General features: G+C 40.5%; 21 protein-coding genes and 4 tRNA genes. 8 read left to right on the forward strand and 17 right to left on the reverse strand.

Going from position 1 to position 25,000, the window contains the following annotated elements; all coding sequences use genetic code 11:
* Window positions 1–244: 244 nt before the first annotated feature.
* The 4 genes from ACNQGS_RS22125 to ACNQGS_RS22140 all read left to right on the forward strand — a co-directional run bounded on the left by ACNQGS_RS22125 (window position 245) and on the right by ACNQGS_RS22140 (window position 4,336).
* A complete protein-coding gene (locus ACNQGS_RS22125; RefSeq protein ID WP_491489232.1) occupies window positions 245–1,192 on the forward strand; it encodes an SDR family NAD(P)-dependent oxidoreductase in 948 nt (315 codons plus the stop codon).
* Window positions 1,193–1,367: 175 nt separating this feature from the next.
* Entirely contained in the window at window positions 1,368–2,033 is a 666-nt protein-coding gene (locus tag ACNQGS_RS22130) for a hypothetical protein (protein WP_491489233.1), read from the forward strand.
* 49 nt (window positions 2,034–2,082) lie between these two features.
* Window positions 2,083–3,627: a glycine betaine uptake BCCT transporter gene (locus tag ACNQGS_RS22135; protein WP_491489234.1), complete on the forward strand. Its 1,545-nt coding sequence runs from the start codon at window positions 2,083–2,085 to the stop codon at window positions 3,625–3,627.
* Window positions 3,628–3,826: 199 nt separating this feature from the next.
* Window positions 3,827–4,336 (forward strand): hemerythrin domain-containing protein, encoded by a 510-nt coding sequence (locus ACNQGS_RS22140; protein WP_491489235.1) that lies wholly within the window; start codon window positions 3,827–3,829, stop codon window positions 4,334–4,336.
* A 108-nt stretch (window positions 4,337–4,444) separates the two neighbouring features.
* Here the strand turns inward: ACNQGS_RS22140 and uidA are convergent, their stop codons facing one another.
* Window positions 4,445–6,256, reverse strand: coding sequence for a beta-glucuronidase (uidA, locus tag ACNQGS_RS22145; RefSeq protein WP_491489236.1), 1,812 nt, complete (start codon window positions 6,254–6,256; stop codon window positions 4,445–4,447).
* 229 nt (window positions 6,257–6,485) lie between these two features.
* Here uidA and ACNQGS_RS22150 point away from each other — a divergent pair, with 229 nt between their 5' ends.
* Entirely contained in the window at window positions 6,486–7,727 is a 1,242-nt protein-coding gene (locus ACNQGS_RS22150) for a helix-turn-helix transcriptional regulator (RefSeq protein ID WP_491489237.1), read from the forward strand.
* A 90-nt stretch (window positions 7,728–7,817) separates the two neighbouring features.
* Here the strand turns inward: ACNQGS_RS22150 and ACNQGS_RS22155 are convergent, their stop codons facing one another.
* A complete protein-coding gene (locus ACNQGS_RS22155; RefSeq protein WP_491489238.1) occupies window positions 7,818–8,816 on the reverse strand; it encodes a MerR family transcriptional regulator in 999 nt (332 codons plus the stop codon).
* 159 nt (window positions 8,817–8,975) lie between these two features.
* Between ACNQGS_RS22155 and ACNQGS_RS22160 the strand changes: the two genes are divergently transcribed.
* From ACNQGS_RS22160 to ACNQGS_RS22170, 3 genes are all read left to right on the forward strand, one after another.
* Window positions 8,976–10,043, forward strand: coding sequence for an ABC transporter permease (locus ACNQGS_RS22160; RefSeq protein ID WP_491489239.1), 1,068 nt, complete (start codon window positions 8,976–8,978; stop codon window positions 10,041–10,043).
* 3 nt (window positions 10,044–10,046) lie between these two features.
* A complete protein-coding gene (locus tag ACNQGS_RS22165) occupies window positions 10,047–10,754 on the forward strand; it encodes an ABC transporter ATP-binding protein (protein ID WP_491489240.1) in 708 nt (235 codons plus the stop codon).
* 355 nt (window positions 10,755–11,109) lie between these two features.
* The gene (locus ACNQGS_RS22170) at window positions 11,110–11,268 is read left to right on the forward strand and encodes a hypothetical protein (protein ID WP_213147859.1); all 159 of its coding nucleotides are present in this window, start codon (window positions 11,110–11,112) and stop codon (window positions 11,266–11,268) included.
* 102 nt (window positions 11,269–11,370) lie between these two features.
* On the opposite strand, the gene rlmH is transcribed toward ACNQGS_RS22170, so the two are convergent.
* The 15 genes from rlmH to dnaB form a co-directional block, all read right to left on the reverse strand.
* On the reverse strand, window positions 11,371–11,850 hold the full coding sequence (rlmH, locus tag ACNQGS_RS22175; protein ID WP_491489241.1) for a 23S rRNA (pseudouridine(1915)-N(3))-methyltransferase RlmH: 480 nt from the start codon (window positions 11,848–11,850) through the stop codon (window positions 11,371–11,373).
* 101 nt (window positions 11,851–11,951) lie between these two features.
* Entirely contained in the window at window positions 11,952–12,143 is a 192-nt protein-coding gene (locus ACNQGS_RS22180; protein WP_464492179.1) for a CxxH/CxxC protein, read from the reverse strand.
* A 105-nt stretch (window positions 12,144–12,248) separates the two neighbouring features.
* Entirely contained in the window at window positions 12,249–13,484 is a 1,236-nt protein-coding gene (locus tag ACNQGS_RS22185) for a S1C family serine protease (protein ID WP_491489242.1), read from the reverse strand.
* 178 nt (window positions 13,485–13,662) lie between these two features.
* Window positions 13,663–14,460 (reverse strand): MBL fold metallo-hydrolase, encoded by a 798-nt coding sequence (locus ACNQGS_RS22190; RefSeq protein ID WP_464492181.1) that lies wholly within the window; start codon window positions 14,458–14,460, stop codon window positions 13,663–13,665.
* A gap of 5 nt (window positions 14,461–14,465) precedes the next feature.
* A complete protein-coding gene (locus ACNQGS_RS22195) occupies window positions 14,466–15,263 on the reverse strand; it encodes a two-component system regulatory protein YycI (protein ID WP_464492182.1) in 798 nt (265 codons plus the stop codon).
* Window positions 15,250–16,572 (reverse strand): YycH family regulatory protein, encoded by a 1,323-nt coding sequence (locus tag ACNQGS_RS22200; RefSeq protein WP_491489243.1) that lies wholly within the window; start codon window positions 16,570–16,572, stop codon window positions 15,250–15,252. The genes ACNQGS_RS22195 and ACNQGS_RS22200 overlap by 14 nt, the downstream gene beginning before the upstream one ends.
* A complete protein-coding gene (gene walK / locus ACNQGS_RS22205) occupies window positions 16,569–18,398 on the reverse strand; it encodes a cell wall metabolism sensor histidine kinase WalK (RefSeq protein WP_491489244.1) in 1,830 nt (609 codons plus the stop codon). The genes ACNQGS_RS22200 and walK overlap by 4 nt, the downstream gene beginning before the upstream one ends.
* Window positions 18,399–18,404: 6 nt before the next feature.
* On the reverse strand, window positions 18,405–19,115 hold the full coding sequence (gene yycF / locus ACNQGS_RS22210; RefSeq protein ID WP_213116976.1) for a response regulator YycF: 711 nt from the start codon (window positions 19,113–19,115) through the stop codon (window positions 18,405–18,407).
* A 291-nt stretch (window positions 19,116–19,406) separates the two neighbouring features.
* The gene (locus tag ACNQGS_RS22215; protein WP_491489245.1) at window positions 19,407–20,861 is read right to left on the reverse strand and encodes a peptidoglycan DD-metalloendopeptidase family protein; all 1,455 of its coding nucleotides are present in this window, start codon (window positions 20,859–20,861) and stop codon (window positions 19,407–19,409) included.
* Window positions 20,862–21,219: 358 nt separating this feature from the next.
* Window positions 21,220–21,292, reverse strand: a tRNA-Phe gene (locus ACNQGS_RS22220).
* 159 nt (window positions 21,293–21,451) lie between these two features.
* A tRNA-Asp gene (locus ACNQGS_RS22225) sits at window positions 21,452–21,528 on the reverse strand.
* Window positions 21,529–21,596: 68 nt separating this feature from the next.
* Window positions 21,597–21,668, reverse strand: a tRNA-Glu gene (locus ACNQGS_RS22230).
* Window positions 21,669–21,680: 12 nt separating this feature from the next.
* A tRNA-Lys gene (locus tag ACNQGS_RS22235) sits at window positions 21,681–21,756 on the reverse strand.
* A gap of 283 nt (window positions 21,757–22,039) precedes the next feature.
* Window positions 22,040–23,332, reverse strand: a complete 1,293-nt coding sequence (locus ACNQGS_RS22240) for an adenylosuccinate synthase (protein WP_423800250.1) — start codon at window positions 23,330–23,332, stop codon at window positions 22,040–22,042.
* Window positions 23,333–23,531: 199 nt separating this feature from the next.
* On the reverse strand, window positions 23,532–24,884 hold the full coding sequence (dnaB, locus tag ACNQGS_RS22245; RefSeq protein ID WP_213147851.1) for a replicative DNA helicase: 1,353 nt from the start codon (window positions 24,882–24,884) through the stop codon (window positions 23,532–23,534).
* Between the last annotated feature and the right edge of the window lie 116 nt (window positions 24,885–25,000).

Raw genomic sequence — 25,000 nt, forward strand, 5'->3', positions numbered from 1 at the left:
ACGTTTCAACCTCTTTTTTTATTTTTCTAGCCGGCACCAATGCCTTTATACTCCCCATTATTAACCATTTAAAATAAAATACTTTTTCTCACAGAATAAACAATTGCTTTCAATCTAGGATTCGACACCTTTTACTATTACCATATGGTAATATTTTCATATTGATTATTACTTATATAAGCTCTTTTTTTGTGAATCTAGAACATGGATGGACTAAATTTGAGTGAAAAGAAGGAGGCCCGTTATGAAAGACAAAATTGTGATTATTACAGGTGCAAATTCCGGGATTGGAAAAGCGGCTGCCTATAAATTTGCATCAGAAGGCTATCATGTAATTATGGCTTGCCGCAATATGAAGATTAGTACCGCCGTACAAAGAGACATAATTGAAGCCACCAAAAATACCGATGTCGATCTGATGGAGCTTGATGTTTCTTCCTTTGATTCTATTCGCGCATTTTGCACAGTTTTTAAATCCAAATACCCGCGGTTGGACATCCTCATCCACAACGCCGCCTACTTAAATCACGGTGTAAAAGAATATAAACTTAGTACCGACAATATCGAATTATCTTTCGCTACGAATACATTTGGTCCCTTTTTAATGACTCATTTATTGGCCGATCATCTTGAAAAATCACCAGACCCGAGAATCCTCCATGCTTGTACGACAAACATCAAAAATTTCTTCGACCCGAAAAGGAAGATTGAGTTTAACAATTTGCGTGGAGAACTGAAGGACACCCGGCCTTATAGCACTTATAAGATGTATGGTGATTCAAAAATGGCACTATTAATGCTGACCTTCAAAATGGCAGAAGAATTGAAAAACAGAGGGATTAAAGTTAACGCCCTGCAAATTAATCGTGTAAAACTTTCAAAAGAGACGATTGAAAAAATGAATTCTGTTTGGAAAGTATTTGCAAGGGTACAAAATCTTACGAATCCCCTACCATCAGGCATGGCCGATACCTATTTTCACATTTGCACATCAGATGAATTTAAGGATGTGACCGGGCAGCTTATCAACCATAAGAGAGAAATTGTTAAACCAGCAATAAGCGAAAAGGGCTTTACTCAATTGAAAAACATATTCGGCTTAAGCACTTATCCCAGGTACGCAATAGATCCTCAAAATGTTGAACAGATATGGCGGTTGAGCACGACGCTTACTTCCAATCAAACATATTAAAGAAACATTCGATTTAAGGCTGAAATATACAGTTTATATCTGTATATTTCAGCCTTTTCTATTTTACATAGATAATAGTTTTTTCTAAAAAAGCCATCCTAAAGAAGAAAACGCTGCTTCCGAATTCCAATGTTTTTGAACCCTATACTACCTATAATTGAAGGGAGATTTAGCTGTGAAACTGTATCAAGTAAGAAAAGGGCAATTTGTGTACTATAACAACGAGCTACACAAGGTATATGGTGTAAAACCAATGTATAAATTCTCCGTTCATCTTATAAAGCTAAGAGATTTAACACAGCATATAACCAATGCAGCGAGTGTGGAGAGATATATACCGAAGGAAAATGACAGTTTTATTTTTGATCATAAAGTATACACACTCCGGAACAATCAAAGACCTCAGGCTGGAGACTATATTTTAATTAATAATCCCGACCCCGATACCCTGGATCATTATTCTTTAAATGAAATTGAAGTGGTTGAAACTGTTGATAACAAAGGGGTCATTACAAACGATTTGGATGGTATCAAACATAACGAATATTTATTGATGGTACCTGGCCGTGCTCCCGACAGTCATCCTATCGATTATAAAGACATTGCAAATCTTGATGAAGACTTTGATGACGCTATCCCGCAAATTGTTCATCCATATGGGGAGCTATCAGCACAGTTGGGAGACATTTATAAAAAGAAGGATAATGATGTATTAATAGAGGCTATGGTGATTGCGATTAAAGGACAAACCATTTATCTTGGCGGCGGGTTAGAGGTGCCGCATGAAGAGTTGATGAATACAGATAAGTGGGAATTTCAATACAACCCTTTTAATAACTGACCGAGCTAAATCTATTTAAATAAGTATTCATCAATTGCAGGAGGTTTCCATGGAAAAGTTTAAAGAAAATAGTGTATTTATTATCTCTTTATTGCTGACCCTCATTTTTATTATCTGGGGAGTTTTTTTTACAGATAATCTTACCAAAGTTACCAACGCCGTTTATAATGGCTCCATTGATTATCTGGGTTGGGTTTATCTTGGTGCCACTCTATTCTTTGTCTTTTTTTCTATCTACTTGTTGTTTTCAAAGTATGGGAATATCCGGCTGGGAAGGAGAACTGATAAGCCTGATTTCTCTACCGCTTCTTGGCTGGCAATGCTGTTCGGTGCTGGTATGGGGGTCGGAATTGTATACTGGAGCGTCGCTGAACCAGTAACCCATTACACAGCTCCTCCGTACGGGAAAGGTTATACGATTGACGCAGCCAACACCGCAATGAAATATACATTTTTCCATTGGGGCCTGCACCCATGGGCCATCTACACTGTTATTGGGTTAGCCCTTGCTTTTTTTCAATATAATAAAAGGCTCCCTGCAGCGATCAGTTCAGCGTTCCATCCAATTTTGGGCGACAGGATTTACGGCCCGATTGGCAAAACGATTGATATCCTGTCCATCTTTGCAACAGTCTTTGGGATTGCAACCTCCTTGGGGCTTGGGGCGATGCAGGTTACTGCAGGTATGCATGACATATTTGGCATTCCTAATACATTATTTATCCAGTTGATTGTCATTGTGGTCGCAACAGTCCTTTTTATTATTTCCATTAATACAGGCCTGGAAAGAGGAATTAAATACTTATCCAATGCAGCCATCATCTTTTCAGTGGCAATCCTTGTGCTGATTATGTTTGTCGGTCCAGCCCTAACCGTTATTAAAGTCTTTTTTAATACAACAGGCCTGTATTTAAGTGACTTTATACATATGAGTTTACGGTTAAGTCCTTTTGGAAAAGGTGAGAAATGGATTGCTTCGTGGACCTTGTTTTACTGGGCTTGGTGGATAGCCTGGGCGCCATTTGTCGGCATGTTTATCGCCCGGGTGTCCAGAGGGAGGACGATAAGGGAATTTGTTATTGGCGTTTTAATTGTTCCGACACTTGGAACCTGTCTCTGGATGTCCGTTTTTGGCGGTTCAGCACTTGAGCTTGTTCAACATTCTGGAAACCATGATTTGGCAAAACATATCGCCGAAAATGTGTCCTTGTCCATATTTATTTTCTTCGACCACCTACCATTAAGTTCCTTGTTAAGCATTTTAGGTTTCGCGGTAGTAGCTATTTATTATATAACTGTTGCCGATACCGCGACCTTTGTATTGGGGATGCTTAGTGAAGGTGGAACGTTTAATCCTTCTAACAAAATAAAAATGACATGGGGTGTCATCCAATCTGCTTTAGCTGCTGTTCTGCTGCTCGCGGGCGGTTTGGAGGTTTTACAAACTGCTTCCATTGCAGCCGCACTTCCATTTGCCATAATCATGCTCGCCATGTGCTACTCCTTGCTGACAGGCCTAAAAAAGGAAGCTGAAATGCAACAAGGCAATAAAAGAAGCACGCAGCACTATAGCCTAAAGAACGAAAATAGTTGATTAAATAATAAGTAAATTTGTTCGGCAAAAGACTCCTTCAGACCGAATTCCCCCTATGTTTTTTATGATAAATATCACAAGATTATCAGCACTTTTAGCGTATGCTTTAAGAAGTGATAATGAGATGTGACTTGAAGCCATCATGGATTTATAAGATTCTCAGATGCATGGTGAAGGAAGAATGAGGAGGGGTTTGACGATGGAGGCTTCGAAAGTTGTATTAAGTGCCCCGCTGCAACAATTAAAGGACGAGCATGTATCGCTTCGGGCAGATATGGACCTTATCTCTGAGATTTCTGAAGAGATAGAATTCAATTCAGGTTCTGCTGTGGTACATCTATTTGCGAAATTGTACGGGCGGGTTTTGTCTTTCCATGATAATCTGATGGAACATTCCAAACGTGAAGAGGAAGGATTGTTCCCTATGATGACCCGCCGCCTCGGGGAGAATGACAGAACAATCGAAACGATGGAATATGAACATGATAAGGCAGAGCAGCATCTAAAGGATTTTCTAACTGAAGCCGCCCTGACTGGCTTGGATATTAATGAAGACGATGCGCAATCGATTACAGTTTATGCTGTCCAAGCGCTTGCTATCTTAACACAACACTTTGCTAAAGAAGAAAAAATGCTGTTTCCATTGGCAGAGAATATACTGTCGGTTGGCGAGAAAGAGGAACTTGAACGACTGCTTCAGATGCGATAAGCAAGCAGCGGTTTTTGACCAAACATTAATCCACTAAATCAAAGGCCCTATCCAGTTTTAATTTGGATAGGGCCTTTGATTTTACTCTAAAAATGAAGGCGAACGCTCTTACTTTTTGTATCCTAAATTTGGAATCGCATTCCAGCGCTGACTTAAATAGCGCACCACCATTTTTGGTTCTCTGGCACGGGTAAAGATACCTTTTTTGTTACCTTGGACACGCATAATGCCAAATTTTGTTTGGAAATCGGCGAAGTTCCATAATTGTTCACCGACAAAGTTAGGAATTTCATCAAATACCTTGCTGTTCATGCGGTAATAATCTTCTTGGTATTCCTCGCTGAATGGCTCGCCAAGTGCACTATGGAACCCGGCTACCGTATCCGCACCATATTCGGTGTACATAATTGGTTTATCTGGGTATTTTTCTTGCCATTCTAGCAGCTCTTCGCGAGTCTTTTCTTCAGCCGTCTTCAAGTCGCCATGTTGTACATACCAGCCATAGTAGCGGTTTAAGGCAATTACATCAACCAATTCTGTACATTTGTCAGCCTTTGGCGTTGCCATCATGATGCCAACATACGTACACGGACGCTTTTGTGGGTCTAATTCGCGAGCCAGATTAAATAACGGTTCAAAATACTCGTAAGAACCTTTTGAATAAGTGGCTGCCTCGTTGGCAATAGACCACATGACGACACAAGCATGATTTTTATCGCGGTCGATCAGCTCGCGAATGACCTGTTGATGAGCCTCAGCAGTCCTCAACTTTTCCCAAGTATCGTCTTCAAACTCGCCTTTTTCTAAAATCGATACATCAAAAGTGAAGGATAACATTAATCCAACTGCCGGTGTTTCGTCAATCACGACAATTCCTTCACGGTCGCAAAGGCGCATCATTTCTTCGGAATATGGATAATGTGATGTCCGGAATGAGTTGGCGCCCATGGCTTTCATCAAATTAATATCGTGCACATTATAGACTTCGTCAAGGCCACGGCCGCGGACATGTGTATCTTCATGCTTTCCAAAGCCTTTGAAATAGAATGGTTCGCCATTGATTAAGAATTTGCCGCTTTTTACATCTATCTTACGGACACCAAACTGTTCTTCATAGACATCTTCCACTTCGCCATTGTTAAGCCCCTCGACTTTAGCTCTATAGAGATAAGCATTGAGCGGCTGCCATAAATGAACGTTCTCGATTACCGCATTTACATCGGTTCCGGAAGCTTGGGCGACAGTAATGCCTTGTTCATCAAGAATGGTAACCCGCACTTCATCGAAATTTCCGCCAGTTTTAATTGAAATTTGTATATCTGCTTTCTTAGCAGCTAAATCCACATTCGGTACAATCACAATATCGTCAATATAATTCACTGGGGTTGAATAAATTTTGACAGGACGATGCAGCCCTGCGTAGTTAAAGAAGTCAAAGTTTTCATCGACTTTACGGATGATCTTTCCATTTTCATCTGTCTTTTCACTATAATTTCCTACTGGCAATGCGGTATAATCCAACAAATTGCTTACACGAACAGTTAAACGGTTCGCCCCTGGAACTAAGAATTCATTAATCTCAGCTTCAAATGGAGTAAAACCGCCTTTATGTTGGGCAGCGAGTTTGCCATTCACATACACCCAAGCTTCATGGGTAGCAGAGCCAAATCGCAATACTAATCGTTCATCACGCAAGGCTTTGGCAACGGTAAATTCTCTTTCATACCATACATACCCACTATGCTGGCGAATTTCTGGTGATACCGCTTGATCATTAAAAGAAGCCGGAACTGCCATGGACTCACCTGTTGGGAGCGGTTGGTTTACATCTACTTCTTTTACTTCATCATCAATCATAAATTTCCAAATACCGCTTAGATCCATGACCACGCGGCTATCCGTAGAAATTGGATATAACATGTTCCTTCTCCTCCATTCATATACAGGAAAATTTCCCTCATACCAAATTATTTACTAATAGACAATTAAAATTCATTTTAGATAACCCCAATTATGAAAGGGCTTTAAATTGATTATAATAAATCATTTCAATTGATAATCGTAATATTTTTACTATATTAGTAATTATTTTGCTATTTCTTATATTTCAATGTACATTAAATTTGGAAGGTGATTTTTTGTGGGAACTATGAACTATCAAAATTTCATAAAAATTAGCTACGTACTTCATTCGATTACCAAAATAGATATCCGTTTATATGACCAAGATGGAAAGTCGATTTTCCAACTAATCAACCATACTATTCCATCTGTTTTGGTTCATCCTGACAATGAGATTACTCATATCCATGATATCCTGCATAGCAATGAATCCAATCGATACTATCACTATATTAGCCCGTTTGGTCTTGAGTATATTGCTGCCGGTATTTGGAGATGCCAATCTTTTTATGGAAGCATTTTAATCGGTCCGTTGATTTCGAGTATTACGGTTATCGATCGGATCAAAGATATTATTTCAAAAAACAATCTCCCTATTGGTGAACGAAGGCAATTGGAACAATTTTATCAATCTTTGCCGATTTTAAATGATACAGAATATAAAGATGTCGGGGAACTTTTGGTTCATCTTGGTGTTCAAGACTTTACCCATTCGCAGCAGATTCCCTCAGATACACTTATACCTGCCCTGAAACCAGATATTCAAAAAACAAATATCGAGGAGAGCAGGGAAATAATCGAACAAAGATACCAACAGCAGAATAAACTGATGGATGCTATTACGAAAGGAAATAAGGCTGAAGTTACCCACTTAATCAATCCGATGACAGACCTAGTGGCGTTTTCTGATAGAGTACCTGGAAGTCCCATTCGGTCCTCCAAGAATATCGGATTTGTTTTCAATACTATGTGTAGAGTGGCTGCTGAAAGAAGTGGCGTCCATCCCGTGTATCTGGATAACATTTCAGAACGATTTGCAATTTTGATTGAAAGGACGACGACGCTTTCCCATTTGACAAAGTTATTTGTGGTCATGGTGAATGAATATTGCGATCTTGTCGCTGCTTTTGCCACCGGCCATTACAGCCCAATGGTGAAAAACACAGTGGATTATATTTTGCTGAATTTAGGCAGTCCATTGACCCTTCAGCATATCGCGGACCAACTTCATGTCAATCCTTCTCACCTATCACGGAAATTTAAAAGCGAGACCGGAATGAACATTACTGAATTTATTAATCGCAAACGGGTGGATGAAGCAAAATTATATTTACAACGAGGCAATAGTTCCATCACCGATATTGCCTTTATGGTCGGATTTAATGACTTAAATTATTTTAGTAAAGTATTCAAAAAGTACACGTCGCTGACTCCATCCCAATATGCGAAAAGAAAAAACGTTTCAAATCAAAAACAACTCCTGAATTGATGGAGTTGTTTTTTGCTAGGCATTCATCCCCGTTAATATCCCCGTAGGTATGTTTAAAATAGTCAATATTTATAACTAATAAAAAGTGTTTTATTTTAATATGTCATCAATGGAATTTGTCACATGAATCGCCTGTGGTTTATAATCTGAGAGATAAGTAACTGCCCCTTGACCGCCGAGGTAAAAGGCAATGTCGGTTTGCTTTTCAGCAAATAGATCCAATCTCTGCAAAAGTTGAGGATCTGTTTCAAATGGTATCGCGGTTGTAGCGGACAACAGAACGACATCTGGCTTTAACTTGCAAACCAATGATTCAATCGCACCTGGTGCAGGAGAAGCCCCGATTAACTGAGTTTTCCATCCCTTCATCATGAAACGCAATAGGATCAGATGCAGTGGTACTTCATGTTGTTCAGATGGCAGACATGCGCCGAGGACGAATGGAGCATTTTCCCGATATTGATAGTTTCGTCGAATTTGCACCAAAAAATCTCGTACTGCCAGACTCGATACAGATTCCTGATATTCATCCCACTCATGACTCTCCCACTTTCTTCCTACCTCTTTTAAAAAAGGTACCACAATCGTGGTTAGAAAACGCTCTAGCCCTACATGATGAAGCGCTTGCTTTAAGATAAAATTTAATTCTATTTCATCACAGTGTCTGCCTTTTTCCAGCAGCTGAAGGACATACTCATTCCATTGCTCATAATGGGGGGAATTCTCCTTTTCTATCGGTACTCGATCTTCAGCAATCTCTTTTGCAAGCATGGCTGCTTGTTTTATCGAGTGGCCTTGTTCCGAAAGTAGTTTGATTTTTAAAAGCGTTTTGACATCCTGCTGGCTATATATTCGATAACCATTCTCCAATCGCTTCGGTTGAATAACCCCATAACGCTCTTCCCATTTTCTAATCACTTGTTTTGATAATCCAGTCATATCTGCAACTTGCTGAATTGCAAATAATCCTTTTTCATCGGATTGATTCATCCATTTCATCCCCTTAATACCTGGTCCGTCCCCCATAGCCATACTTAGTATAACGAATCTTCCATCTTTGTACAACGTTACCCCATAAACATTATACAAAGATGGGAGATAAAAAGTTCCCTCAGTTATTATAATTCCGGAACACCTGTATAATCTTTTGTATATTTTATTATACAAACATTTGACAAAATGGTTATCTCCGTTAATAATTAAGTAAAATTGGAAATTAATACTTTCAATGAGAAAGGGAGTGACGGGGTGTTTTTAGCCTGGCAGGAAATTAAAAAAAATAAACTTCGGTTCACTTTGATTACAGGGATTTTAATGCTCGTCTCTTATCTTGTCTTTTTTCTCTCTGGACTTGCAACTGGTCTCGCCAGTCTGAATAGGGAGGCGGTTGATAAATGGAAAGCGACAGCAATTATCCTTACCGATGAATCAGATAAAAGCTTGTACCAATCATTCATGTCAATCGATCAGCTAAACGACATTAAAGCAAAAAAAACGGCCGTAATCGGTCAGCTAAATGTAATTGCAAGCAACGGCGACAACAAGCAAAATATCTCTCTCTTTGGTATTAACAAAGATGAATTTCTAATGCCAAATGTGACGGAAGGCAGGGCTTTTGGAAAAGCAAATGAAGTGATTGCTGACGATTCACTCAAAGACAAGGGATTCAAATTAGGTAATACTTTATCCCTGTCCTCCAGTGATCAAAAGTTAACAATTGTTGGATTTACAGACCATGCCCGATTTAATGCTGCACCTGTTCTATATGCGAATCTTGCAACCTTCCATCATGTCAAGTTCGGTGAAGCTGCCGATCAGAAACAAGATCAAATTAACGGAATTGTTGTTCAGGATGCTTCTATTTCAAATCTCACCCAAAATGATGAACTGGATTCCATTGAAATTGAAACATTCATTCAAAATTTACCGGGTTACACTGAACAAAAACTCACCTTAAATTTCATGATTTACTTCCTCTTTGCTATTTCTTCCGTCATTGTAGCCATATTCTTATATGTGTTGACCGTGCAGAAGATTAGTATGTTCGGGGTCATGAAAGCTCAAGGTATTTCCAGCTCCTATTTATCTTGGTCTGTTATAGCCCAGACCCTTATTTTAGCATTCATTGGAACGGCGGCAGGGTTTGCCTTCACACTCATTTCAGGAGCCTTTTTACCGGCAGCGGTTCCTGTTTCATTTGACCTGGCCTTGATGGTCTTCTATGGCTTAATTCTAATGGTTGTTGCCACTGCTGGTGCCGTTTTCTCAGTCTTAACAATTGTTCGAATTGATCCACTGAAAGCGATAGGAGGATAAACCATGGCAGTGTTGGAGTTACATCAAGTAATGAAGAGTTTTGGAAGCGGCCATAAGAAAGTGGAAGCCTTAAAGGAAACAGACTTTCTTGCCAACCGAGGCGAGTTGATTGCAATTATTGGCCCGTCGGGGTCTGGAAAAAGTACCTTTCTTACGATTGTCGGGGGGTTATTAACCCCAACCTCAGGGGATGTAGTCATCAATGGCAAAAACCTAACCACGTTGAATGAAAAAGCACGTTCACAAATCCGACTCAAGGAAATCGGATTTGTGTTACAGGCGTCGAACCTAGTCCCATTCCTCTCCGTGGCCAATCAATTGAAACTATTAGACAAAGTGAAAAAGGGAAATATGTCAAAAATGGAGCGGAATCAACTGTACGAGGAGTTGGGAATTAGTGACTTACTCATGAAATATCCATCCGATTTATCCGGCGGGGAACGCCAGCGTGTAGCCATCGCTAAGGCTCTGTACAGCAACCCTTCGATTATTTTAGCTGACGAGCCGACAGCCTCCCTTGACTCAGATCGTGCCTATGAAGTCATGGAGCTACTGAAAAAGGTCACAAAGCAGAATCAAACGACAACCATCGTAGTGACGCACGATATTCGGCTTGTCAGCTATTGTGACAAAGTCTACCGAATGACGGATGGTGTCCTTTCAGCAGTTTCAGAGGAGTCCTCCATAATGAACAAAAGGGCAAAACTATAAGACGGACAAAGGTTTGGTTTTTACCAAGCCTTTCTTTTGAGATTATGAAATATTCCGAGTACATCTTGTTTTGAATCGTATATTACCACAAGAAGCCCTCAGTATTACCCAATCACGATAATCCACTATTTACCGCCAAATATAACTTATAAAAGTTTTTTATAACATATTATTTATTTTTTGCATTTTATTTATTTTCATTAATGCCTTATGATTGGTCTGTAGCAATTGATAATTACTTCCTTGAGCCATGGATTAAGACCTTATGAAAGCAAGGTTTAACTTAACGGAGCATATTTATAAAAGTCTCTGTCTGCAGGACAGAAATAACTTAAAAATAAGGAGAGGAATTTTTATGTGGATTATAACTCGTTATTTAGATTCAAATATTTCTATGTTTGAATTTAAAACAGAACAAGAAGCAAGAGAGACTCTCAAAAAAATGAAGGGCTATAACGTTCTTTCTGAAGTTGTATACTTCAATGATCCTTGTTTTCAGCAGGAATCAGCATAAGAGTACGGCTGGTTCATTGTAAACACATAACGAAAAGGCCAATGTTTGTGTGAACATTGGCCTTTTCGTTATTTATATTATCTCCTAAAATCCAAGCCTTATTTACTTATGATAAGGTTCCCCCCGGTTAATCCGAAACGCCCGATAAATCTGTTCAACCAATATCAACCTCATCAACTGATGGGGGAAAGTCATCCGTGAAAAGGACAGCTGCTCATTCGACCTTTTTACCACCTCGTCACTTAACCCCAATGATCCACCAATTACGAAAGCTATCTTACTTTTCCCATAAGTCGCAAGCTTATCCAAAGTGTCCGCCAGCTCTTCCGATGATTGCATTTTCCCTTGAATCGCCAACGCAATCACATATGTATCTTGGCTGATTTTCCCCAAAATCCGTTCACCTTCTTTGTGTTTCACCTGCACCATTTCCAGCTCGCTTAATTCTTCAGGGGCCTTTTCATCGGCAACCTCGACGACTTCTACCTTCGCATAGACCGATAATCTTTTTAAATACTCCTCAATTCCCTGCTTCAAATACTTTTCTTTCAGTTTACCAACCGTAATAATAGAGATATTCACAATCCACAACCCTTTAACATTTGATTACAAACAGTTTACAAACAACTTATCCACAGAAGTTATCCACATATTCACATTTTTTATCCACATCTTGTATGGAATCATTTGTTCCCCACAATATATACAGCCTGTTTTCGACAATATTCACAGGTTGTTGATAAATTATCCACACCCAATTTATTTAAAATTGGATAGGTTTCATATTCCTCCAAAATTGTATCCATTGCCTCACTCACATGTTCCTCACAACAATAAATCATTTTATTACACCATCCCGAACAATATTCAATCATCTATAGCTTTTACCAAACCAATGTGTTCAAAACAAGCTAAAAGCCTCATTTATCATAGCAAAAAGAAAAAGAGAAGTGAATTATCACTTCCCTAAATCAACAGCATTATTGAGTTTTATCACTAGCCAATGTCATCGTTACTTCTTTGAGCTTGCCGTCCCGATAGAATTTAATCATCATCTGCTCACCGATTTTCTTTACCTGATATAAATGCTTCCTTAGATCAATGACATCATTAATTTTCTGTCCGTCCATTTCAACTATGACATCCAATTCCTGTAGACCTGCAACCGCTGCTGGTGAGCCTGGAACTACCTGGCGAATCGCTACCCCATGCGTCACATCGCGCGGTAATTTTAATGCTTCCTGCTGGTAATAGGCAGGAATTTCATCAACCGATTTTAGATCTACACCCATATATGGCCGCTTGACGCTGCCGAATTGTTCTAAATCGTTAATAACCGGCTTAGCTGAATTTATCGGAATCGATAAGCCGATTCCTTCAACGGCCTCCTGGGAAATTTTCATCGAATTAATACCGATTACCTGTCCGGCCATATTAATTAAAGCACCGCCGCTGTTTCCTGGATTGATGGCAGCATCGGTTTGCAATACTTCTGATTGCCAATCAATGATGCCGTCCTGATTGATATCAACCGGAATCGTCCGCTTCAATCCAGATATAATTCCCTGTGTGACTGAACCAGAGAAGGTAGGACCAAGCGGGTTGCCGATGGCAATAACCGGTTCACCCATCTTTAAGCTGTCAGAATCACCGAATTCCGCAACCTTTTTAATCTTTCCAGCATCCACTTCAAGCACGGCCAAGTCTGTCCAAATATCGCTTCCTAATAGCTTGGCCGGTATCTTTGTACCATCCGAGAGACTAACCTCGAGCTTTGTAGCCCCTTCAACGACGTGGTGGTTTGTTACCACAAAAGCCCTGCTGCCAGCAGCCTTATAAATCACCCCTGATCCGGTTCCTGCCGGATCCTCTGTATTATTTTCTCCGTTATCCCAGAATCCTGATGACTGAATGTTATTAATTCCAACAACAGCATCAGCTGTTTTATCAATAGCATTGGTAATATTGGTGTTAACATCATACGAAATTTGCTTATGTACAACATTTTGCTTAGATGTATTATCAGTTTCTGTCACAGTACTCTGCTGCGGCTCTACATTGTAGGGAAGTACACCGCGGTTGGCAAGAGCAGGGATGGAGACAATCACCAAAATGGCTCCCAAAACGGCTCCAACCAGGCTGGCAATAAAAATTCCACTTTTATTCCCTTTTTGCTCCCGATAGCGATTTGGAGAATGATCATCATAATAGCCCAATTTACACCATTCCTCTCTTCAGAACCATTGCTAACGTTTATTTTGGCTTATATAAACAATTATACTCCAATACAAGTAATTTACTAAAAATTTGCATAATATTTCATAAAACTTCATCTTTTGTTCATACTTTTTTCATAATAAAAAAAAGAGGCGCCTTCAAATGAAAGCAACCCCTCTATACTGCAGTTAACACAGTTGGTATTTTTGGATCTGTGTCAAACAGGTCAAATTGTTCACCGACTATTAATCCGCGGCTTTCCAATGTCTGTGACACTGACATTCTCGCTAAATCCTTCATATTGTTATCTAGGCTTAAATGCGCAAGATAAATTCGTTTAGTCCGGTCACCAACGACCTCACTCATCGCAAGTGCTGCATCTTCATTGGAAACATGGCCGACATCACTTAAGATTCTTCGTTTAATGTTCCAAGGATATCTGCCCATCCGCAGCATTTGCACATCATGATTGGATTCAAAAATATATACATCGGCATCTTTGATTATGCCCTTCATCCGATCGCTTACATAACCGGTATCAGTAATTTGCACGAGCTTTTTGCCGCCGGAATGATGGAAAATATAAAACATTGGCTCAGCCGCATCGTGGGAGACCCCAAAAGATTCAATTTGAACCGAACCAAAGCTTTTTACCGATTCCATATCAAACACAAACTTTTGCTCAGTTGGGATTGCACCTACTAAACCATCCATGGCCCGCCAGGTTTTTTCATTTGCATAGACTGGCAGCTTATATTTACGCGCTAAAACGCCAATCCCTTTGATATGGTCGCTGTGCTCGTGGGTTACAAAAATGGCAGAAAGCTTGCTGATATCCCGGTCGATTTGCTGAAACAGTGCTTCCATTTGCTTTCCGCTTAAGCCTGCATCGACTAGAAAGGAGTGCTCTTCAGCCTCTACATATAGGGCGTTGCCTGTACTGCCGCTTGTAAGAATGCTATAACGTAAAGACATACATTTCACTCCACATTAGTTTTTTCATCACTTTTGAATTGGATGATTTGCCCTTCAAAAGCATTTACAAATAAATTTTCCTTATCATTGACCACAAAGTGCCAGGTTGGCGCCAACACCTGGGAGGCTGCTAATTGGATACGTGTTGAGTAGCCAAGCTCCACCTTGGTAATCTTGCTTTTTGGTTTGATGTCTCCCTTTTGGTGCAACGTTTCAATCGCTTTTAACGGCGTGAGTATTTCTTCCTTCGCCGCCATCTTTTCGAAGCCCTCAAGATAGGTCTGCTGATAAGAGACGATTTGATTTTCAGAATTATACGTAAAGGTAATCATCCCATTAATATTTTTGTATAATGGAAAGCTTTCATATTGTTGAAAATAGGTGATTGTACTCTTTTTCTCATTTTTCTCCCCAAATTGATACTGGTCTCCATACAAAATATTGTCCTTTAAAAAGGAGGCCAATTCGGCAGGTTCGAACTTATTGCTTAATGCAAACGGCTTTTCAAATTCCGCTTGAAGGGTGGTACCAGGGTCCTTTAGGGTAACGGACTGCCCTTTCAGCTTTGCCGTATCACTTTTTGTAAAAACCTTTGGTTTTGCACTTAAGTACTGCGACTTTATTTTCGCTGTCGGCAGTTCTTCGTATTTAATTTCGTCAGCCTTTAGTTTCTCTTCAAAAGTAGTTTCAGTTACGAATTCATATTTATTGGCATCACGGATTTTCATAAATTGAAATAACAGATATACATCCAGGATTAAGAATGTAACGATGAAAATTGTCTTAATTTTACTCCAATCCATGTGCCGGCCCCCCTAGGTCATCCATCGTAAGCTCTCCCCATTGTTTATCGTAGCGATAGAACCAGGCAGGCTCCAAAAGGATTAACTGGTTTTCCTCCGAATCCCGATCCATTCGATACCCTAATACTAACTCCTCGAGAAGCTCTGACTTAAAATTCCTTTTATTCTCCAAGAAATTTAACACATCATGACCGGAAGCCCGTTTCACCGTTTTCATTTCGGTTGTCAGCGGCAGCTCCAAGGAAATGTTGGGCCGTATATATTTAGTAAGTTCATTTCGGCCCCATACCTCTGTAATCTCAGAAATGCCCCGTTCACTAAAAACTGGGTAGCCATCACCGGTATAAAGACGAAAAACAACAGTGGCACTGTATTCATTTTTTGAAACATAATGATAGGAATCCGTCCAACCGCCATGTTCGTTGATTAAATCAATACTGCGCTTCACCAAGTCATAGGAATTATCGACAAAGTCATCATCTGCAGTCGGATTGACGTATGAAAGTATATTCGTATCATCACTGACTGTCATTTTACTTGAATCGCTCGTATATTCCTCCCCCGCACGAATCGGGTTCTTCTGCACATTGCTTGGGTCCCGGAACAAGGCTTCTTTAAACTTTTCCGAATTAAGCGTAACAGGCAAATACTTATACGTTTTCATCTCTGTTTCGCCTTCAGGTAAAAAGATCGTTTTATTTTCCGAGGGTTTATACGCAAAATATCGCGGTAAGCGAGGTGCATTTTTGAAAAAGTCCCGGTTAAAAGCAGTTAAATTGGCCGGTGAAATATGACTGATATAAACCTGTTGGTTTTCCGACGAAACAAAATAGACAATTCCATTCTCATTACTGGAATTCTCCACATTGATAATCATCCTATTAAAATTAAAGGAAGGAACCTTTTTCCCCTCAATGTTTAAGACACCACGATATAAAGCGATTGGGACCTCACCCGGAAAGATTAATTCTGCGTTTCCGGGACTGTGAATAAGGTCATTTATGTTTTCAACATTGTCGGTATAGTTTTTTATATCAAAGATGGACCACTTTCTAATTTCCTTGATGATATTGTCGATTTCATCTGAATTATTGGTTCCGTAATGGTCATTTTTAATATGAAACAAAATTCGGTCAGGGCGGACAATTTTCTGCAGTTCCTGCTTTTCACTCACCGAGACTTCCGCTACATTGCTGTCATTTTCCATCGTGTCGAGGTTAGGCTGGTATGTCCAGAGATTCCAAGTTAAAAAAATACTGATCGACACCAATATTGTTAAGATAATGGATTTAATATTTTCATATTTCATGACCATTCATCCTCTTCAGCACTTTCAAATGGCAAGGAAAATGAAATAGTAGTTCCTTTTCCTTCCTTACTTGATGCCCAGATATTTCCGCCATGTGCACTGACAATTTCTTTCGCAATGGCTAGTCCTAAACCTGTTCCGCCCATTTTCCGCGTTCTTGCCTTATCGACCCGATAAAAACGGTCAAATATTTTCCCGATACTCTCCTTCGGTATTCCCACTCCTTGGTCCGAAACGCTGACAATAATGGTCTCATTTTTCTCCTGAATCGAGAAAGTCACCTGTCCGCCTTCAGGGGAATACTTCAGAGCATTCGAGATAATATTGTATAAAACCTGTGTCATTTTATCTTCATCCATTTCAACAAAGATGCCATGCTTAGGGAGAATTCTTTTAAAAGTTACGTTTTGCTCCTTTGCCATTTCAAAACGGTCAATAATTCGGTCATAGAAATCAACAAAGTTTACCCATTCCATTGTCATCCGGTAGTCAGTGCTATCCATTTTTGATAATGTCAGCAAGTCATTTACAAGGCGAATCATTCGTTCCGTTTCCTTACTTGTCACTTCCAGAAAGTTCGGGGCAATTTCCTCATCACGCCACGCTCCATCTGCAAGAGCCTCAAGGTAACTCCTCATCGTGGTTAATGGGGTTCTTAGCTCATGGGAAACATTGGCGACAAACTCCCGTCTTTCAAATTCAATTTTTTCCTGTTCCGTAATATCATGCAGAACACATATCAATCCGTTTACAAATCCAGTTTCTTTTTGGATCACGGAAAAATTGGCCCTGAGGATGTATCTTTCCTGCTTAGTACTGTAATCCAGAATGAGCGAATCATTCTCCTCCAACAAATCTTCGAAGGTATTGGTGTCATCCAAATCTAATAATGACACAATCGGCTGGGAGAGCACTGTTTCACGTGAAACATCCAGCATTTCCGCTGCCGGTTCATTTATGAGGATAACCCGGCCTTTTCTATCCGTAGCAATAACGCCATCTGTCATATAGGAGAGGACAGAGGATAGCTTTCTACGTTCTCCTTCCGTCATCGCCTGGGCTTCCTGCAGCTTCTTCGTTAAATTGTTAAAGGTAATCGCCAGCGTTCCGATTTCATCGTACCCATACACCTTAACCTTACGAGAAAAGTTCCCTTTGGCCATTGCCAATGCCTGCTTTTTCATATCGGCAATCGGCCTTGTAATGGTCTGGGCTAACAAGATCCCTAATACAGCTGTGATTGACATGGCAATGGCTGTCCCTGTAGCAAAAATTTTATTAATAGTTTTCATTTGTTCAAAAACACTCTCAATTTTTGCGACAAGATAAATGGCCCCGATGACCTTCTTGCCGGATTTAATCGGAGTAGAAAGGACCCAGATCCGGTTTCCCGTCTTCTTATCAATTAACAGGGCACTTTGGTCTTCTTCCAAAACCATTGATTGTTTAATGCGAAGTTCAGTTGTTCTTTGGCCCACTACCCCTTGATTGTCTGAATCAGAGGTTCCGAGAATCTTTAGTGACCTGTTTTCAATCACCCGCACCTCTGAGATATCACCGGCATTATCAAAATCCCTAAGGATTTTATTGATATCTTCCTCAAGCGTCGGGTCTTCCGAAGTTCTTTGTTTCTCTATTTCCTCGCGGATATTATATCCTAGTAAATTCACACGCTCTTTTAAGGCCGTTTGGAAATTTGTCCTCAATGTTTCCTCCAGCTGCCGGACAAAATAAACACCGATAATCTGCATCGCAACTAAAAGGAGGAGCACATAGATAATTACAAATTTAACATGTATCGAGCGAAAGAAGCCTACTTTTTTCACCAGTCACTACTCCTGTTCAGGATTCCGTAAGTAATAACCTACCCCGCGTCGCGTCACAATCCAGGCAGGATGACTCGGACTATCTTCAATTTTTTCACGAAGGCGGCGTACCGTAACATCGACTGTCCGAACATCGCCATAATAATCATAGCCCCAGACCGTTTGTAGTAAATGCTCACGTGTCATAACCTGCCCAATATGCTGTGCCAAGTAATAAAGCAATTCAAATTCACGATGGGTAAGCTCAATGGTTTCCCCACGTTTAGACACGACATAGGCATCCGGATGGATGACAAGAGCGCCCACGACTATTTCATTCGTTTCATTTTCGGCATCAGGCTGTGCAATGATTTGCTGATGGCGGCGCAAATTCGCCTTCACACGGGCGATTAACTCTCTAGTACTGAACGGCTTCGTCACGTAATCATCAGCACCAAGCTCAAGTCCCAGGACTTTATCAATTTCTGAATCCTTGGCTGTCAGCATGATAATTGGCATTTCGTACTTTTTTCGTACTTCGCGGCAAACCTCCATTCCATCTCTTTGCGGAAGCATAATATCTAACAGGATTAAATCTGGTTGGATTTCTTCAACTAATTGAAGTGCTTGGTTTCCATCATAGGCGCAATAGACATCATATCCTTCCTTTTTCAGGTTAAATTGAAGGATATCAGCAATCGGTTTTTCATCATCAACAACGAGAATTTTCTTTTCCATACCATTGCTCCTTTTTGTTTTTATTGTCTATATTTTTCTTTTTAAAGTCATAACTACTCCATTTTACTTTACCACTGTTTCGCCTGAAATTCACCTATAACAAGTATTTGGAAGACTCCTTCCAGTTAACTACTAAGGTTTCTAAAGAAAACTCGCCGATTGGCGAGCCCCTAAGGGCGGTTCATGAGGCGTAGTTGCACTTATGCGTTAAGAAAGTATAAAGCTTTCGGCAGAAAGTTTATACTTTCTTATTAGCCAAAAGAAAAAGCCTCTAGTTAAAACTAGAGACTGTTATCTGCTTAGATAAGAAAGTGGGTTTACCAAGCCGCCATTTTTGTATACTTCGAAATGGAGGTGGACACCAGTTGCATCTCCGGTTGCTCCCATAACACCAATGCTCGTTCCTTTGGAAACTGTCTGACCGGCTTTTACATTAATGGAGGACATATGTCCATAGAGGGTACGCATTCCATTTTGGTGGTCAATGATGACTTTATTTCCATAGCCGCCGCTGTCCCAGCCTGCTGAAACAACTACACCATTATCGGCTGCTTTGATTGTTAAATTGCTTGGTCTGGCAATATCGATTCCTTTATGCTTTTTGCCCCAGCGGAAGCCCATTTCACTGGATACATACCCGCCGACAGTCGGCCAAGCAAGTGTGCCCTCACCACGGGAAGGAATGGCCTTTGTTCCTTTAACGATAATATTATTTACAGGCTGCTGCAGAACTTGCTCACTAGTAACGTCCTTTTGGGCAGCAACGCCATTTTGTTCTGAAATATGGTAGGTTACTGAACGAGATCCGTTTTGTCCTTCTTGTTGTACTTTCTGTTCTCCCTTAGGAAGATTTGCGTCTTCTTCGATTTGCGTTTCAAATGGAATGGTTTCGTTTTGGTTTACTTCTTTTTCAACGATTACATCCACGTATGGCTTTAAGGCCGTAATATTGATTTCCTGGCCGATTTTTATTAATGAATCTGCTGTTAATCCAGGATTTAGGGCTAGCAATTCCGGCACTGTCAATCCATTTTGATGGGCAATTGATTCAAGTGCGTCGCCATCTTGAACAGCGTACTTCTTTTCTTCCAAAGTGCCTTTTTGTAAAAGGGTAACAGCTTCAGCAGGGGTTACAATTTTTTGCAGCTCTACATTTTTCGTTTCCACAGATACATTTTTTGAAAGACTTACATTTAAAATACGTGTTTCATTTTCATTTAAAGCGGGTAATGTACTAGGGTCAGCCGACTTAAGCGCTTCAAGATCTTGCAGCTGCTGTTCAGTAACATACTGCAATTTAAGATTCTTGATTACGTCTTCTGCCGCACTCTTATTTTCCAAATAAACAACTGGTGCTCCATCGATCACAATGGCAGCCGCTTCTGCTTGAACTTGGAATGTATTTCTTAAATTTTGAAGAGTTTCTTGATTGTTTGCATTGGCGCTGAAAACTTGTTCAGGTACATATTGAACCTGTTCGCCAAGCTTTATGTTAAGATCTTTGATGGATTCCTTCATGGAATCCAGTTTCTCTGCAACAATTTTATCGACAATTGCTTTATCCGTTACATTACCTATGTATGTACCATTGAGATAAACATGATAAACAGTGCTTAAATTTGATGAAGTAGCCAATGCCACCGGTCCGCTGCTAAACGCAATAACAGATGCGGCTACTGCTGATGCTATGGTTGTTTTTATTAATAATAGTTTTTTAGAATTATTTTTTTTATTTAATGAAAACATTATTTCCTCCTAAACCACGGTAAAACACAATGAAAGGGTTTCCCAGAATTTTAGCCACTCTTACTTTACCATAGTTTTATAGAGAAGAGATTAATAGTCTCCATAATGTAACACAATTGTATAATTACTGACATTATCCTACGTCTTTTGAAATATGTTGGTCATTTTTTCCTGTTTTTTTGTGCGGGTAATAGGTGGAAATCCCTATTATATCAAGGGTTTGTCCAATATCGGGATAATTTTACAAAATAAGACAAATTTCTATGCGTTTTGTAAAAAATAGGTCCATTTATTACATTTATGTAACAAATGTAATAAGAAAAAGAAGTCCGCAATGTGTGCGAACTTCTTTTTGGGATGGCTCAGGACGGAATCGAACCGCCGACACAAGGATTTTCAGTCCTTTGCTCTACCGACTGAGCTACTGAGCCATATTTAGATGATTTCCTACAACTAATATGAGGTAAGTCCTTTGCAGACATCTCAGAAGGCTTATTCAAGGAGCGTCTCGATGTCTGCCCTGAAGTATTTCAAGGAAGCTTATTCGATCGTGCTCTACCGACTGAGCTACTGAGCCATACTATTTTTAGTGGCGGTCTGGACGGGACTCGAACCCGCGACCTCCTGCGTGACAGGCAGGCATTCTAACCAACTGAACTACCAGACCAATTTATAATATGGTCAGCCAGCAAGGAGACCGTCCTTGCCAGTCATTTACCGGCCGACCAATGCCGATGACCCCTACGGGATTCGAACCCGTGTTACCGCCGTGAAAGGGCGGTGTCTTAACCGCTTGACCAAGGGGCCATTCATAAAGAATGGTGAGCCATGAAGGACTCGAACCTTCGACCCTCTGATTAAAAGTCAGATGCTCTACCGACTGAGCTAATGGCTCGTTATTAAGATGCTTCCCTAATCTTTTCATTCCGTCGTCAGATGCAACCACCTCAGTAAGCTTATTCAAGCAGCGGCTCGGCGATTGCCCTGAAGCAATTCCGCTGAAGCTTATTCGGTCGTGCTCTACCGACTGAGCTAATGGCTCGTACTTAGATGCCGTTTGTGACGACGCTTTTTATAATATCATGGTGGCGTTTATTAGGCAATAGTTTTTTTAAAAAATTTTAAAAAAAGGGACGGTTCTTCTGTTTCTGATGCAGAAGAACCGTCCCCATGCTTCATTAAACTTGTCTCCACGGGTTGCTGACGACGTTTGTTTGGGTGCGGTCAGGCCCTACTGAGAAGGTGGATAATGGGATGCCTGTTAATTGGGAAACACGCGCTACATAGTGACGGGCGTTTTCAGGCAGTTCATCTAAGGATTTGCAGCCGGTAATATCTTCTGTCCAGCCTGGCAATTCTTCGTAAATTGGTTGACATTGAGAAAGAATCTTTAGGTTAGCAGGATATTCTGTAATGACTTCTCCATTATATTGGTAAGCTGTACAAATCTTTAATGTCTCGATTCCTGATAGAACATCAATGGAATTCAACGAAAGATCTGTCAAACCGCTAACACGGCGAGCATGGCGGACCACAACGCTGTCAAACCAGCCAACACGGCGTGGACGTCCTGTTGTTGTACCATATTCACGGCCGACTTCGCGGATTTGGTGGCCGATTTCATCATGTAACTCAGTTGGGAATGGACCATCACCAACACGGGAAGTATACGCTTTACATACACCAACAACATGAGTGATCTTAGTTGGACCTACACCAGAACCAATCGTTACACCACCGGCAACCGGGTTGGAAGACGTAACAAATGGATAGGTTCCTTGGTCGATATCAAGCATGACACCCTGGGCGCCTTCGAACAATACACGACGGCCTTCATCCAAAGCATCATTTAGAACGACGGATGTATCACAGACATATTTCTTAACCTGCTGGCCGTACTCATAGTATTCATCAAGAATATCTTCGACTTTGAAGCCGCTTGTTTCATAAATGCGTTCAAATAAACGGTTTTTTTCCTCTAGATTGCGAACTAATTTTTCTTCAAAAATTTCACGGTCAAGCAAATCAGCAATGCGAATCCCGTTCCGGGCTGCCTTATCCATATATGCTGGACCAATACCCTTTTTAGTTGTACCAATTTTATTAGCGCCTTTGCGATCCTCTTCCACTTCATCCAATTTTATATGATAAGGAAGGATGACATGGGCACGATTACTGATGCGCAGGTTATCGGTTGTAATTCCTTTTTCATGTAAATAAGCAAGTTCTTGAATAAGTGCCTTTGGATCGACGACCATGCCATTTCCGATGACACAAATTTTTTCCTTATAGAAAATTCCTGAAGGAATCAAATGCAGCTTATAGGTCTCGCCATTAAACTTGATGGTATGACCTGCATTATTTCCCCCTTGATAACGGGCAATTACTTCTGCATTTTCTGAAAGGAAATCAGTGATTTTCCCTTTTCCTTCGTCTCCCCATTGCGTACCAACAACCACTACTGATGACATGTAAGGCACCTCCGAATTTTTAGCTTTCATTAAATTAATTAATTCCCTTACATAGTTTATCAATTTTTTATGAAAAAAGTCAATTAAACACGAACGATTTATATTAAAATAGTAAAATATGTTCGTAAACTAAAAATCTACTAAAAAGGGGTCTGACCCCGCTGCAGTACAACCTTAAAGCAGCGGGAATCAGGCCCCCTTACGCCCCTGGAGATTCATATCTTGTCTCCAGATTTACGAATTTATTATATTCTTTCACGAATGCCAGCGAAACCGTACCCGTCGGGCCATTACGTTGCTTAGCAATGATAATTTCGATAATATTTTTGTTTTCCGATTCCTTATCATAGTAATCATCACGGTAAAGAAAGGCAACAATATCAGCATCCTGCTCGATCGACCCAGATTCACGGATATCTGACATCATCGGCCGCTTATCCTGACGCTGCTCCACACCACGGGATAGCTGTGATAAGGCAATAACAGGCACTTGCAGCTCACGGGCTAATTGCTTGAGGGAGCGGGAAATTTCCGATACTTCCTGCTGACGGTTTTCTCCAGAGCGGCCGCTTCCTAGAATAAGCTGCAAATAGTCAATTAAAATCATTCCCAAGCCGTGCTCTTGCTTTAAACGGCGACATTTGGAACGAATATCACCTACTCTTACCCCAGGCGTATCATCAATATAGATTCCTGTGTTTGACAAGCTGCCCATTGCCATCGTCAACTTACCCCAGTCTTCCTCTGTCAGCGACCCAGTACGAAGCCTTTGGGCATCAATGTTCCCTTCGGCGCATAAAAGACGCATGACCAGCTGCTCAGCACCCATCTCTAGACTAAAGATGGCAATATTTTCGCCCGTTTTTTTCGCGACATTTTGCGCAATATTTAAGGCAAAGGCTGTTTTACCAACAGAAGGACGGGCACCGACAATAATTAAATCATTGCGCTGAAAGCCTGCTGTCATCTTGTCAAGTTCAACAAATCCCGTCTCAAGGCCGGTAATCTCCCCAACACGTTTATGCATTTCCTCAATATTGTCATACGTCCGAACAAGGACATCTTTAATGTCATGGAAGGCTCCGGCATTCTTTCGCTGGGCTACTTCCATGATGCTTTTTTCAGCTTCGCTTAATAGCGATTCAACTTCATCTTCACGAGTATAACCATCTGTGGCGATATTAGTCGCCGTGCGGATCAATCTTCTAAGAAGGGATTTCTCTTCTACGATTCTCGCATAATATTCAATATTGGCAGCCGTCGGCACAGCGCCTGCTAGTTCACTTAAATAGCTGACACCGCCTATATCCTCGATTAATTTAGCTGCAGCCAGTTCCTCCGTAACAGTTACCAAGTCAACTGCTTTGCCTTCGTCATTCAGCTTCAGCATCACATTAAAGACTTTTTGGTGGGCAGCTCGATAGAAATCCTCCGGAATCAAGATTTCTGAAGCCATCGTTAAAGAAGAAGGCTCTAGAAAAATTGCACCTAATACCGCCTGTTCTGCCTCTATATTTTGTGGAGGCATGCGGTCAGCAAACAAATCATTCATCTATTAAAACCCCTCCTAACTAGAGAGTGATTATTAATCTTATAAAAATAATCATATCTTAAAAAGAAAAAAGTGACCAGATAAACCGATCACGTCTCTAAGCTTGCTTTTTTATT

Source organism: Neobacillus sp. PVCKKU3 (genome assembly GCF_058323225.1).